This window comes from Pseudomonas marincola (assembly GCF_900116605.1).
Taxonomy (GTDB): Bacteria; Pseudomonadota; Gammaproteobacteria; order Pseudomonadales; family Pseudomonadaceae; genus Aquipseudomonas; species Aquipseudomonas marincola.
Genome location: NZ_FPBC01000003.1, coordinates 332060 through 345989, shown reverse-complemented (window position 1 = coordinate 345989; position 13930 = coordinate 332060). Strand labels below are relative to the sequence as shown.

13 protein-coding genes are annotated in these 13930 nt (G+C 58.8%); 2 read left to right on the top strand and 11 right to left on the bottom strand.

Annotated features, from left to right (window positions below; genetic code table 11):
- Window positions 1–28: 28 nt before the first annotated feature.
- From hflC to BM395_RS07790, 9 genes are all read right to left on the bottom strand, one after another.
- On the bottom strand, window positions 29–898 hold the full coding sequence (hflC, locus tag BM395_RS07830; protein ID WP_069898279.1) for a protease modulator HflC: 870 nt from the start codon (window positions 896–898) through the stop codon (window positions 29–31).
- Complete coding sequence (gene hflK, locus BM395_RS07825; protein WP_069898280.1) at window positions 898–2064, bottom strand: FtsH protease activity modulator HflK; 1167 nt, start codon at window positions 2062–2064, stop codon at window positions 898–900. The genes hflC and hflK overlap by 1 nt, the downstream gene beginning before the upstream one ends.
- Window positions 2065–2161: 97 nt before the next feature.
- Entirely contained in the window at window positions 2162–3463 is a 1302-nt protein-coding gene (gene hflX / locus BM395_RS07820; RefSeq protein ID WP_069898281.1) for a ribosome rescue GTPase HflX, read from the bottom strand.
- 14 nt (window positions 3464–3477) lie between these two features.
- Entirely contained in the window at window positions 3478–3738 is a 261-nt protein-coding gene (gene hfq, locus BM395_RS07815) for an RNA chaperone Hfq (RefSeq protein ID WP_069898282.1), read from the bottom strand.
- A gap of 98 nt (window positions 3739–3836) precedes the next feature.
- Window positions 3837–4811 (bottom strand): tRNA (adenosine(37)-N6)-dimethylallyltransferase MiaA, encoded by a 975-nt coding sequence (gene miaA, locus BM395_RS07810; protein WP_090510354.1) that lies wholly within the window; start codon window positions 4809–4811, stop codon window positions 3837–3839.
- 42 nt (window positions 4812–4853) lie between these two features.
- Complete coding sequence (gene mutL, locus BM395_RS07805) at window positions 4854–6737, bottom strand: DNA mismatch repair endonuclease MutL (protein ID WP_090510351.1); 1884 nt, start codon at window positions 6735–6737, stop codon at window positions 4854–4856.
- Complete coding sequence (locus BM395_RS07800; RefSeq protein WP_090510379.1) at window positions 6734–8152, bottom strand: N-acetylmuramoyl-L-alanine amidase; 1419 nt, start codon at window positions 8150–8152, stop codon at window positions 6734–6736. The genes mutL and BM395_RS07800 overlap by 4 nt, the downstream gene beginning before the upstream one ends.
- 13 nt (window positions 8153–8165) lie before the next feature.
- The gene (gene tsaE / locus BM395_RS07795) at window positions 8166–8639 is read right to left on the bottom strand and encodes a tRNA (adenosine(37)-N6)-threonylcarbamoyltransferase complex ATPase subunit type 1 TsaE (RefSeq protein ID WP_090510348.1); all 474 of its coding nucleotides are present in this window, start codon (window positions 8637–8639) and stop codon (window positions 8166–8168) included.
- A complete protein-coding gene (locus BM395_RS07790) occupies window positions 8632–10125 on the bottom strand; it encodes an NAD(P)H-hydrate dehydratase (protein WP_090510345.1) in 1494 nt (497 codons plus the stop codon). The genes tsaE and BM395_RS07790 overlap by 8 nt, the downstream gene beginning before the upstream one ends.
- A gap of 198 nt (window positions 10126–10323) precedes the next feature.
- Here BM395_RS07790 and queG point away from each other — a divergent pair, with 198 nt between their 5' ends.
- Complete coding sequence (gene queG / locus BM395_RS07785) at window positions 10324–11403, top strand: tRNA epoxyqueuosine(34) reductase QueG (protein ID WP_069898287.1); 1080 nt, start codon at window positions 10324–10326, stop codon at window positions 11401–11403.
- Here queG and orn read toward each other — a convergent pair.
- On the bottom strand, window positions 11393–11935 hold the full coding sequence (gene orn / locus BM395_RS07780; RefSeq protein ID WP_090510343.1) for an oligoribonuclease: 543 nt from the start codon (window positions 11933–11935) through the stop codon (window positions 11393–11395). The genes queG and orn overlap by 11 nt on opposite strands.
- Before the next feature lie 28 nt (window positions 11936–11963).
- Window positions 11964–12767: a class I SAM-dependent methyltransferase gene (locus BM395_RS07775; protein WP_090510340.1), complete on the bottom strand. Its 804-nt coding sequence runs from the start codon at window positions 12765–12767 to the stop codon at window positions 11964–11966.
- Window positions 12768–12882: 115 nt separating this feature from the next.
- Here BM395_RS07775 and rsgA point away from each other — a divergent pair, with 115 nt between their 5' ends.
- Entirely contained in the window at window positions 12883–13914 is a 1032-nt protein-coding gene (gene rsgA / locus BM395_RS07770) for a small ribosomal subunit biogenesis GTPase RsgA (protein ID WP_090510337.1), read from the top strand.
- Window positions 13915–13930: the final 16 nt, after the last annotated feature.

Genomic DNA, 13930 nt, shown 5'->3' with positions numbered 1-13930 from the left:
CACGCATTGCATGCTTCGGGGATCAGTCTTACGGCTTGGACTTTTCCAGATAACGGAAGAAGTCACTGCTTGGATCAAGCACCATCACATCGCGCTTATCAGCAAAGCTTTCGCGGTAGGCGCGAAGGCTGCGATAGAACGAATAGAACTCCTGGTCCTGACCGTAGGCCTTGGCGTAAATCGCAGCAGCCTGGGCGTCACCTTCACCGCGCAGCTCTTCAGCTTGACGATAGGCTTCTGCCAGCAGTACGCGCTTCTGACGATCGGCGTCGGCACGAATACCTTCGGCCAATTCCTTACCTTTAGCGCGGTGCTCACGGGCTTCACGCTCACGCTCGGAACCCATCCGGTCGAACACGCTACGGTTAACTTCTTTCGGCAGGTCGATACCTTTGACCCGCACGTCAACCACTTCGATGCCCAACTCTTTCTGCGCCGCTCTGTTCAGCGATGCCGTTACGTCAGCCATCAGCGCGTCACGCTCACCCGACACCGACTCGTGCAGCGTGCGCTTACCGAACTGGTCACGCAGCGATGCTTCAAGACGACGCGACAGACGCTCATCGGCGATCTGCTTGACGCCAGAGGTCGCGGTATAGAAACGCTCGGCATCCAGCACACGCCACTTGGCGTACGCATCAACCATCAGCGCTTTCTTTTCCAGGGTCAGGAAACGCGAGCTGGAGGAATCCAGGGTCATCAGACGCGCATCAAAAATACGCACCTGGTTAACGTAAGGAATCTTCACATGCAGGCCGGGCTTAACGTCTGGCTCAACGATACGACCGAATTGCAGGAGCACTGCGCGCTCGGTTTGGGCGACGATGTAGAAGCTGTTCCAGGCAACCAGCGCCAGAACCACAGCCACAATCAGGCCAACCAGTGATTTATTACTCATCAGCGGCTCTCCCTAGTGCGCACTTCAGGCATCTGTGGCGGCCTTACCGAGCTTGTGCTTGCATCGTTGCTGCTGCCGGAAATTGAACTGGCAGCCGCACCACTGCGACCATCAATCATTTTGTCCAGCGGCAGATAGAGCAGATTGTTCTGGCCCTTGTCACCGGTGACCATGACCTTGCTGGTGTTACTCATGACTTCCTGCATGGTGTCCAGATACAGACGCTCACGCGTCACTTCCGGCGCCTTGCGATATTCCGCTACCAACGCAGTGAAACGATCCGCCTCACCCTGAGCGCGGGAAACCACTTCGTCACGGTAACCGCTGGCATCTTCGATCAGACGCTGAGCCTGACCACGCGCTTCCGGCACGACGCCGTTGGCGTAAGTCTCAGCCTTGTTCTTTTCGCGCTGCTCGTCTTCACGCGCACGAATCACGTCATCGAATGCTTCCTGAACTTCACGCGGCGCTGCGGCGCTCTGCAAGTTGACAGTCGTCACGACGATACCGGTCTTGTAGGTATCGAGGAAACGCTGCAGGCGCTCCTTGACTTCGCTGGCCATCAGCTCACGACCTTCGGTCAGCACCTGATCCATCTCGGTCGAACCCACTACGTGGCGGACCGCACTGTCAGTTGCGTGCTGCAAGCTGATTTCCGGCTGATCAACGTTCAACACAAAATCCTGCAGGTTGCTGATTTTGTACTGCACGGTGAGCGGCACTTCGATGATGTTCTCGTCCTCAGTCAACATCTGACCCTGCTTGCTGTAAGCACGCTCACGGGTGACGTTTTCCTGAAACTTGCGATCAATCGGCGGGAAATAGATATTCAGGCCCGGCCCTACGGTTTCGTAATACTTACCGAAACGCAGTACCACTGCCTGTTCTTGTTCGTCGACAACATAGATCGCGCTGTACAACCAAATGGCTGCAAGCACAGCCAGGCCGCCCAGCAGCAAGCCGAAGCCGCCACCGCCTTTACTGCCGCCGCTGTCATTGTCATTGCCACGATTCTTATTGCCGCCAAAAAGCCCGTTCAGGCTCTCTTGCAGCTTGCGGAAGGCTTCGTCGAGATCTGGCGGCCCTTTACGATCGCCGCCGTTATTACGACGACCACCCCATGGGTCCTGATTATTCCCGTTGCCACCCGGCTCATTCCAAGCCATAGCGCTCTCCATCTGATAAAGCGAATACGCGCCAAGCGGCGCGCCTGCCAATGCTATCGAATGCCCGCCCTAATCGGCATATTTAGTAACACGGGCTTTATTGCAAAGTGTGTTGCTCAATAAATTCGACAGGTTGCAAACCCGCCCGACTTACTAATCGATTCAGCTCTGTACGCGGTACGCGAACAGCCAACAAACTGCTGCCATCTTCCGCATGCGCTTCACTCTGTACAACCCCCAAAGCAAAGAACTGGGCACGTAAACTGGCCAATTTGAACGGCAGTTGCAAGGTTCCGACAAATAAATCATCACCCAGCAGCTCGGCAATGGCCTGTTTCAACAGCGGCAAACCGCGGCCATCACGCGCCGACAACCAGACCCGCTGGGGTTTACCGTCTTCGCCACGCTGAATCTGCGGCTCTACACCTTCGAGCAAATCGAGCTTGTTGTAGACCTCGAGTATCGGCAATTCCTGCGCGCCAATTTCGCCCAGCACGTGCATTACCTGCTCAACCTGCGCCATGCGTTCCGGCTCGTGAGAGTCGATTACATGCAGCAGCAAATCGGAATTGCTCGATTCTTCCAGAGTAGCGCGAAATGCCTCGACCAACTTGTGCGGCAAGTGGCGAATAAAACCCACGGTATCGGCCAACACAATCGGCCCCAGATCTTCAAGATCGAGACGCCGCAGCGTTGGGTCGAGTGTTGCAAACAACTGGTCTGCAGCGTAGACCTCAGATTCGGTCAGCGCATTGAACAGGGTCGATTTGCCGGCGTTGGTGTAGCCCACCAGTGAAACCGAAGGAATATCGGCACGCTTACGCCCGCGCCGCGCCTGATCTCGCTGGCTGCGCACTTTGGTAAGTTTTTGCTTGATCTGGCGAATACGAACGCGCAGCAGGCGGCGGTCTGTTTCCAGCTGGGTTTCACCCGGGCCGCGCAGACCAATACCGCCTTTCTGCCGCTCAAGGTGAGTCCAGCCACGAACCAGACGCGTGCTCATATGATCGAGCTGTGCCAGCTCAACCTGCAACTTGCCTTCGTGTGTGCGCGCGCGCTGCGCGAAGATATCGAGAATCAGGCCGGTACGATCCAGCACCCGACACTCAAAAACACGCTCAAGGTTACGTTCCTGACTGGGCGTAAGAATGTGATTGAAGATAACCAGGTCCGCCTCATGGGCTTTGACCTGGTCACGCAACTCTTCAACTTTACCGCTACCAATCAAGTATTTTGCGGTCAGCCGACCGCTTGGCACACTGAGGAAGGCCACCGCATCAGCGCCCGCTGACATCGCGAGCTCCTGAAACTCCTGCGGATCTTCACGCGCCTCTGAGTCTTGGCTATCCAGATGCACAAGGATTGCCCGCTCACCACCTTCATGACGCTCGAAGAACAATACAGCCCCCTATATCAGGCGTTGCCAGGCTCTGCTTCAGCTGCTTCGGTTTCGCTAGCAGTTGGCAGACGAACAGGACGGCTTGGCACAACAGTCGAAATTGCGTGCTTGTAGACCATCTGGCTGACAGTGTTTTTCAGCAAAATCACGAACTGGTCGAAAGATTCGATCTGTCCCTGAAGTTTGATGCCGTTTACCAGGTAAATGGAAACGGGTACGCGTTCCTTACGCAGGGTGTTCAGGTAAGGGTCTTGTAGCGAATGCCCTTTTGACATGTGCCGCACTCCTTTTGGGATAATTTCAAATAATTTAAGTAAGCAATAAATAGCTGGAGTCGCCATACCCCCAAGGATAGACGGCTATCGGCAGGATCTCATTTCAATATGGAGACCGAAGCCAGATATTTCAAGGCACGTGACAGATTGTCGCAAGATAAACTGTCGAGCCAGTGCAGATTCTCCCAGCTTCTCAGCCAGGTGAACTGTCGCTTGGCCAACTGGCGAGTCGCAACAATCCCGCGTTTCTGCATTTCTTCTTTTGTAGCAGTGCCATCAAGGTATTCCCAAACCTGGCGATACCCCACTGCACGTATAGACGGTAAACCGGCGTGCAGGTCACTTCTCTGATGCAGCCGTTCGACCTCATCAATCAGCCCCTGTTCCAGCATCTGCACAAATCGTTGCTCGATACGGGCGTGCAACACACTTCGTTCAGCTGGCGCAATGGCAATATTGGCCACAGTATAGGGGAAACCGTGGCCTGCGGTCGTGCTCGAATCAATATTATGTTGCGCCTGGCGTTGCCGATGTTCGGTCATGCTGAGACCGCTCACCCGATACACCTCCAGCGCCCGAATCAAGCGCTGCGGGTCATTCGGGTGAATCCGCGCAGCGGACTCGGGATCAACTGCCTGCAGCTCGGCATGCAGCGACTCCAGCCCTTGCTCCTGAGCCTGCTGCTCAAGCACGGCGCGAACCTCGGCATCAGCAGCCGGCATGTCGGCCAGCCCTTCACGCAATGCCTTGTAATAAAGCATTGTTCCGCCGACCAGCAACGGAATCCGTCCACGCGCGGTGATTTCAGCCATTTCGGCCAGCGCATCGCTGCGAAACTCGGCCGCCGAGTAGCTTTCTGCCGGGTCACGGATATCAATCAGCCGGTGCGGAAACTCGGCCAGCGTGGCTTTGTCCGGCTTGGCGGTGCCTATGTCCATGTCGCGGTAGATCAGCGCCGAGTCGACACTGATCAAGTCACACGGCAATACGCGGGCAAGCTCCAGCGCCAGGTCGGTTTTACCGGCAGCTGTCGGGCCCATCAGGAAAATTGCCGGCGGCAAGCGCTCAGACATGTTTATAAGGTCTCTTAAAAGTCGGCGAGGTGCCGGGCGCGATCAACGACCGCGCAGGAACAGCTTATCCAAATCATCCATGGCCAGCTGCGTCCATGTAGGACGACCATGGTTGCATTGACCGCTGCGCTCAGTATGTTCCATGTCACGCAGCAAGGCGTTCATTTCCGGCAGCGTCAGGCGGCGATTAGCGCGAACCGAGCCGTGACACGCCATGGTGCCGAGCAACTCGTTGAGATGCGCCTGAATCCGGTCACTGGTGCCGTATTCGAGCAAATCCGCCAGTACATCATGCACCAGCCGTGTGGCTTCAGCCTGCTTGAGCAAGGCCGGAATCTGACGGATAGCCAGTGTTTCCGGGCCCAGGCGCTGCAACTCGAAACCCAGCCGCTGGAACCAGTCGGCATGCTCTTCTGCGCAATCGGCTTCGCGCTGGCTCAGGGCAATCGACTCCGGCACCAGCAACGGCTGCCCGCGCAGCCCTTCGCTGGCCATCGCGACTTTCAGCCGCTCATAGGTGATGCGCTCATGCGCCGCATGCATATCCACCAACACCATGCCCTGCACGTTTTCAGCGAGGATATACACGCCTTTGAGCTGCGCAATGGCATAGCCCAACGGCGGCACGTCGCCCTGCTCGGCAGGCAAACCCATTGCCGGGGATGACGGCATCGGCGCGAAAAACTCGCGATAGGCACTCTGCGCCTCGGCAGCCGGAACGGCCGCGGCGGGAGAGCCACCCGAATATTGCTGATAGCCAGCGCCCGGCGAGCGCCAGACATTGGTTGCCGGCTGTGTTTCAAGCGTGCTCGCGGCCAGGCCGATTTCACCTTGCGGGCCAAATTCGCCGGCGGCCGCGCCAGTCGGGCGCACCATCTGCTCGACCGCAGCGGGCGCTGCCAGTTGGTCTTCGGGACGAACTTCGCCGAGCGCACGGTGCAGCGTGCCGTAGAGGAAATCATGAACCATGCGCCCGTCACGGAAGCGCACTTCGTGTTTGGTCGGGTGCACGTTGACGTCAACCACAGCCGGATCGACTTCGAGGAACAGCACAAATGTCGGGTGACGGCCGTTGAACAGCACATCGCGGTAAGCCTGACGTACTGCATGCGCCACCAGCTTGTCGCGCACCGTACGGCCGTTCACGTAGAAGTATTGCAGGTCAGCCTGACTGCGCGAGAAGGTCGGCAAGCCCACCCAGCCCCACAAATGCAGGCCATTGCGTTCAATCTCAATAGGCAGCGCCTGCTCAAGGAATGCCGGACCACAGACTGACGCCACGCGCCGCCCACGGCTGGTTTGATCATTGGCTTCATGCAGCGAAAGCACGGTTTTACCGTTGTGACGCAGATGAAACGCGACATCAAAACGAGCCAATGCCAGGCGCTTGATGACTTCTTGCAGATGATCGAATTCGGTTTTTTCAGTGCGCAGAAACTTGCGCCGCGCAGGCGTATTGAAGAACAGGTCGCGAACCTCAACCGAAGTGCCAACCGGATGCGCTGCTGGCTGCACACGCGGCTGCATGTCGCGGCCTTCGGTTTCAACCTGCCAGGCTTGCTCGGCCTCGGCGGTGCGCGATGTCATGGTCAGGCGTGATACGGAACTGATCGAGGCCAGCGCTTCACCGCGAAAGCCCAGACTCATGACTTGTTCAAGGTCTTCAAGCTCGCGGATCTTGCTGGTGGCGTGACGCGCCAGCGCCAGCGGCAGGTCGTCTTCGGCAATTCCACTGCCATCATCACGCACCCGCAGCAGCTTGACGCCGCCCTGCTCGACATCGACATCAATGCGTTTGGCACCCGAGTCGAGGCTGTTTTCGAGCAACTCCTTGATCACCGAAGCCGGACGCTCAACCACTTCACCGGCGGCAATCTGGTTCGCCAGCCGCGGACTCAGCAGCTGGATGCGTGCTGCGTCACTCATGGCTGTGACGCCAACGAAGTCGCCGGAATGTGCAGGGTCTGACCGACCTTGATCACATTCGAACTCAGGGAGTTGGCACTCTTCAAGGCTGCCAGGCTGATCTGGTAGCGCTCGGCAATCATCGCCAGGCTCTCGCCGGAACTCACCCGATGTTCGCGTGCGCTTGGCGCAATCTTGCCATTGTCACGCTGCCAGGCAATGTAACTGCCGGGTGGCGGGTTTTGCTGGAAGAACTGCTTCACACCCGAAGTAATCGAGCGTGCCAACGATTGCTGATGCTTGGATGAGAACAGCTTGTTGGCCTCATTCGGGTTAGAGATAAACCCGGTCTCGACCAGAATCGACGGAATATCCGGCGACTTCAACACCATGAAGCCGGCCTGCTCGACCCGACGCTTGTGCAGCGGGGTGATCTGGCCGATGTTGCTGAGGACTTTCTGGCCGACGTTCAGGCTCGACGAAAGAGACGCCGTCATCGACAGGTCAAGCAATACGCCTGCAAGCATGCGGTCCTTATCATCCAGGCTGACGTTACCCGCGCCACCGATCAGGTCGGACTGGTTTTCGGCATCGGCCAGCCAGCGTGCAGTCTCCGAGGTGGCGCCGCGATCAGAGAGCGCATACACCGAGGCGCCAAACGCAGAGCGACGCGGGGCCGCGTCGGCATGGATCGAAACGAACAGGTCGGCGCCCTTCTTGCGGGCAATTTCAGTACGCCGGCGCAGCGGAATGAAGTAGTCACCGGTACGCACCAGCTCGCCACGAAAACCTTTTTCCGCATTGATCTGGCGCTGCAATTCCTTGGCGATCATCAGCGTGACTTGTTTCTCGACCTTGCCTTTAACCGGCGACAGCGCGCCCGGGTCTTCACCGCCGTGGCCCGCATCAATCGCGATCACAATGTCGCGCTTACCACTTGGCGCGGGCACGATCTTGGGCGGCGCCTGGGTTGGGGTGACAGGAACGGTCGGCGTGCTCGCAACCTGAGTCGAAGGCAATGCTGAAGGCGTGTCGGCGCCCTGATCGAACAGGTCGACAACCAGACGATCACCATATTGCTGGTTAGGCGCCAGCGTGAAGCTCTTCGGGGTCACGACAGTTGAAAGGTCAATCACCACGCGCAAGTCATCGGCCGAGCGCTGGGCAGAACGCACCGAGGTAATCGGCGTGCCTTTAAGTGCAAGCGATTTGAAGTTGGTGGCCAACTTGGCGCCATTGATGTCGATAACAATGCGATTGGGCGCCGTCAGGGTAAAGACACTGTGCTTCACCGGGCCGGACAGGTCGAACACCAGACGGGTGTTGTCGGGGGCTCGCCACAATCGCACGCTGCGTACATCCGAAGCGGCAAAAGCCTCAGCGGCCATAACCGCCAACACCACCCCAACTGCAATAAAACGCGCGCCTATGCGCATAGCCAACCCCATTTTATGATTTCACTCCGATGGCCAATGCGGCACACCAGGATTTGCCACGTGCACTTTTCGCGTGCATTTGTAAGAGACGCCCTGCACCTTGGGGTGTAATGGTAATGTCCATGTCGGCCTTTGGCAAAACGCCGGCGCCTCTTTGCGGCCACTCAACCAGGCATAAAGCATCGCCAGCGAAGTAATCGCGGATACCTAAATACTCTAGCTCTTCTGGATCGACCAACCTATACAAATCAAAGTGATAGGCCTGCAACTTACCAATTACATAAGGTTCGACCAACGTGAAGGTCGGGCTCTTCACCGCCCCGGCGTGGCCAAAGCCGCGGATTATCCCGCGTGACAAGGTGGTTTTGCCCGCCCCGAGATCGCCGTGCAAATAAATGATGCCGACACCCTGAGTGACTTCGGCAATGCGCGCACCCAGCGCCAGCATTGCCTCTTCATCGGCGGCAAACAACTCGAAATCAGACACCTGAAAGCTCCTGCATTAACTGACGAATGGCTGCGCACAAATCACTGGCAGCCAGACCGCGCCCCTCTACAGCCAACATCTCACCCGCACACGCATGCAACCACACCGCCAAACTCGCCGCCTCAAAGGGCGCCAGTCCCTGCGCGAGCAGTGCCCCTGTCAAACCGGCAAGCACATCACCAAGGCCTGCACCTGCCATCACCGGATGACCGCGATCACACACCCGCAAGCGACCATCCGCCGCACCGATCAGTGTTCCGGCGCCCTTGAGCACACAGACACAAGCAAAGCGTTTGGCCAAAGCCTGCGTGGCCTTCGCGCGATCCGCCTGAACCTCGCCGATGCTGACACCCAACAGGCGTGCGGCCTCACCCGGATGCGGGGTTATTATCGCCCCGGCAGGCAGTTTGACGCTGCCTGTTGCGAGCATATTTAGTGCATCTGCATCCCAAACCTGAGCATCCGGGCCACTCGCGGCAAGCGAGAGCATGCTGCGACTCCAGGCGCTTTGCCCCAAGCCTGGCCCAACGACCATCACGCTGGCCTGCTTGACCAGTGCCATCAATTGATTGGCGGATGCTACGCCCAGCGTCATCACCTCTGGAATCCGCGCCTGAGCCGGCGAGACATGCTCGCTACGGGTTGCCAGCGAAACCAGCCCCGCGCCCGAGCGCAAGGCCGACTGCGCGGCCAGTAATGCGGCGCCGGCAAAGCCGCGATCACCGCCCAGCACCAGCACATGGCCCAACTGACCTTTATGCACATTCTTCGGCCGCGCGCCCAACAGCGGCACGTTGTTCGCTGCCAGCCGCTGCGCTCGCGCCGGATGCGCCGCCACAATGCGTTCATCGGCCTGCAAGTCATCGAACAACAACTCACCCACACAATCCAGCGCCGCGCCGGTGAGCAAGCCCAGCTTGAGGCCGATCAACGTCACGCTTACATCTGCGCGCACCGCACAGCCCAGAACCTGCCCGGTGTCTGCGCTCACGCCGGAAGGCAGATCCACCGCCAAAACCGGCAACTGCGCTTGATTAATCTGCGCGATTGCGTCGGCATAAGGCGCACGCACGTTGTCACGCAAGCCGGTGCCGAGCATGGCATCGACCACGACGCCACGTAGCGCCGATTGCGCCGACCACGGCTCGATGCGAACGCCAGCCGCAACTGCTTCATCGCGTGCCAGTGCGGCATCGCCCTGCAATTGGCTGGCATCGCCCACCGCCAACACCGACACCTGCCAGCCACTGCGCAACGCCAACGCCGCGATCAGGTAACCGTCGCCACCATTGTTACCGTGACCGGCCAAGACAGTGATCGCGCCAGCATCTGGCCAGCGTCGGCGCAGCACTCGCCAGATCGCATGCGCCGCGCGACTCATCAATTCAAACCCCGGGGTTCCGGCGGCAATCAATTTGGCGTCCAACTCACGCACTTGCTGTGCGCTGTAGAGAGCCAGTGGCAGATTCTCGCAATCGCGCGTCATGTCAGTAGCCCTCCCTCGATACCAATGCCGGCTGGGCACGGTAAAAGCCTTAGCGCAGGCACCCAGTTTACTGATGCACAGGCTGATTATCGGCAGATTTTATCAGCCCGGATGTCGCACCAAGGCGTTTTTGTGCGGTTGCGATGTGTGTTTGTCTGGCAAAATTGTAGCGACTCTCGTCCAGGCCCGTTGCTCCGCATGAATTCGTCCGCGCTCGACCCCGTTACGCTGGCTCAATCGATCAAGGATTGGGGCCGCGAACTGGGCTTCCAACAAGTTGGCATCGCCAGCGTCGACCTCGGCGAGCATGAGGCGCACCTGCAGCGCTGGCTGGACGCCGGGTATCAGGGCGAAATGGACTATATGGCCGCTCACGGCAGCAAGCGTTCGCACCCCGAGCAACTGGTGCCGGGTACGTTGCGGGTGATTACGCTGCGCATGGATTACCTGCCGGGTGATACGCGCATGGCCGAGCAACTGGCCAACCCTGAAAAAGCCTATGTATCGCGCTATGCGCTGGGCCGCGACTATCACAAGCTGATTCGCAAACGCCTGCAGCAACTGGCAGAGCGCATTCAGAAGGAGATTGGCCCGTTCGGTTTTCGCGCCTTTGTCGACAGCGCGCCGGTGCTGGAAAAGGCCATTGCCGAGAACGCCGGGCTCGGCTGGATCGGCAAGAACACCTTGGTGCTCAACCGCAAAGCCGGCAGCTACTTCTTTCTCGGCGAGCTGTTCATCGACTTCGAATTGCCGATTGATCCACCGCACGCCAGCGAACATTGCGGGCGCTGCACCGCGTGCCTGGACATATGCCCGACAGCCGCCTTTGTCGATCCGTATGTGCTGGATGCGCGCAAGTGCATTTCTTACCTGACCATCGAGCTCAAGGGCGCGATCCCAGTAGAACTGCGGGCACCAATCGGTAACCGGGTGTTTGGCTGCGATGATTGCCAGATGGTCTGCCCGTGGAACCGCTTCGCCAAAGCCACTGACAAAGGCGATTTCAAGCCGCGTCACGATCTCGACAACGCCGAACTGGCCGGGCTGTTTATGTGGACTGAGGATGAGTTCTTGAGCCGCACCGAAGGTTCGCCGCTGCGCCGCACCGGTTATCTCAACTGGTTGCGCAATCTGGCGGTCGGGCTGGGCAATGCGCCCTCAACCATCCCCGTACTGGAGGCGTTGAAGGCGCGCCGCGAGCACCCGTCTGAACTGGTGCGTGAGCATGTCGAATGGGCGCTGGAGCAACATCACCAGCGCGCCGCGATCACACCTTAAGGAAAGTTTCGCGGTAGTACTTGAGTTCAGCAATCGACTCGCGGATATCGTCCAGCGCCAGATGGCTGCCTTTCTTCTGGAAGCCTTCCTTGAGTTGCGGCGCCCAGCGCTCGGCCAGAATCTTCAGAGTCGAGACGTCCAGATAGCGGTAGTGAAAGTAATTCTCCAGCGCCGGCATGTAGCGATACAAAAAACGCCGATCCTGACCAATGCTGTTGCCACAAATCGGTGACTTGCCCTGCGGTACCCACTCTTGCAGGAACGCGATGGTTTGGGCCTCGGCTTCGGCCGGACTGATCTTGCTTTCACGTACGCGCTGGGTCAGGCCGCTCTGGCCGTGCGTACGGGTATTCCATTCATCCATGCCCGCCAGCAATTCCTCGGACTGGTGCACGGCGATCACCGGCCCTTCGGCCAATACGTTCAAATCGCTGTCGGTGACGATTGTGGCCATCTCGATGATCACATCTTTGTCTGGATCGAGACCGGTCATTTCAAGATCGATCCAAATCAGGTTTTGCGAATTTTGCATGGTCCGCTCCTCGGCTAGAACCGCCAGTTTAGCGGATATCGTCTGCCTGCATGTGCCACAGCAACAGATTTGATTGACGCCAGTCAGCCATTTCGATGCACTCATCAGCCTCGACGCCCGGCACCGCAAAGGTGTTGCTGATCAGCCAGGCGCCTGGCGGCATTTGTGCCTTGGCCTTGAGCCACAGCGCAGGCATGGGCACGGGCGAGAGAAAACAGTAGACCACGTTGAATTCAGCCAGATCGGTGCGCCACAAGCTCTGGTAACGAATCGAGCAATTGGGCTGCAACATGCAACGCAGCCAGGCGATGGCAAAACTCAACGGCGCGGTTTCAACCCCGACAAACTGGCCACGCGGAAAAGCTTTGGCCAGCGCCAGCAAAGTACCGGCCGGGCCGCAACCCAAGTCAACAAACCGCAGCTCGTCACTGCGCCGTTCAAGCAGCGTCGCCAACTGCTCGCGGGTTTGCTTGCCGGTCAGGTACAAAGGCACGCGCTCGGTGGCGCTGTTCCAGTTGAGCAACAGCACCAGCACAAAACCCACGGCAAACACCCAGGCAGGCAGTTGCGCCTGATTAGCCAGCAACACCGCTGGCACAAACAATAAGCCCAACACTTGCCACCATACGCCCAGACCAAACCAGCGACTTAATCCGGCGGCGAGCACGCCCTGCACGCCTGCAGCCAACAGCAAGCTGGGCCGCCACGGGCTGAGTTGGGCCAATAGCATCAGCAGCAATCCAATCAGCAATAACGCCGCCACTTGTGCAAGCAGCGCGCCCAACCAGGGCGCGCGTGCAAACCGTGACTGCAATGCCTGTACGTAGCCCATCAATGAACTGCCTCTGAATAATCGCGGCACCAGTGTAGCGCTTCAACGTAAGTCCTGGCGCTGCGCATGCTAGACTCGCGAACGGAATTTATTGCTTTTCAACCTCGGAATACTCATGGCCAAACGCCAACTCAATCGCCGGCAAAACTGGCGGATCGAAAAAATTCAGGGTGAGCGCGCAGCGCGTGCCGCCAAGCGCGAATCTCAAGCGCTGGAAACCCTTGAAGGGGGCGACCTTGGCCCGGAGCAAACCGGGCTGGTTATCGCCCACTTCGGGGTGCAGGTTGAAGTCGAGGCGCTCGAAGGCGAACTCGCCGGCCAAGTGTTCCGCTGCCACTTGCGCGCCAATTTGCCCGCGCTGGTTACCGGCGACCAGGTTGTCTGGCGTCCGGGCAATCAGGGCATCGGGGTTATCGTGGCGCAACTGCCGCGCAGTACCGAGCTCTGCCGCCCCGACACCCGCGGCCAACTCAAGCCGGTAGCCGCCAACGTCGATCTGATCGTGATTGTGTTTGCGCCGCTGCCTGAGCCGCACGCCAACCTGATCGACCGTTATCTGGTTGCAGCTGAACATGCCGGCATCCACCCGCTGTTGCTGCTGAACAAAGCTGATTTGATCGACGAGCAAAACAGCGTCGCATTGAATGCGCTGCTGGCGGTGTATCGGCAGCTGGGTTATCCGGTACTCGAAGTGTCGGCCCACGAAGGCGACGGCATGGAGCAGCTCAAAAAGCAGCTTGATGGTCACGTCAGCGTGTTCGTCGGCCAGTCTGGCGTCGGCAAGTCTTCACTGGTCAACAGCCTGCTGCCCGGTATCGAAACCCGCGTCGGCCCGCTCTCGGAGCTAACCGGCAAAGGCACGCACACCACCACAACCGCGCGCCTGTTCCACTTCCCCGGTGGCGGCGAGTTGATCGACTCACCCGGCATTCGTGAATTTGGCCTGGTGCACGTCAGCCGTGAAGATGTCGAGGCGGGCTTTATCGAGTTTCAGGAGCTGCTCGGCCACTGCCGCTTCCGCGACTGCAAGCACGACCGTGAGCCGGGTTGCGCGTTGCTCAACGCACTGGAAGACGGGCGTATTCAGCCGCAGCGAATGGCCAGCTACCGGCACATTCTGGCCAGCCTGCCGCAAGACGAATATTGAGTTCCGGGCCGTGCAG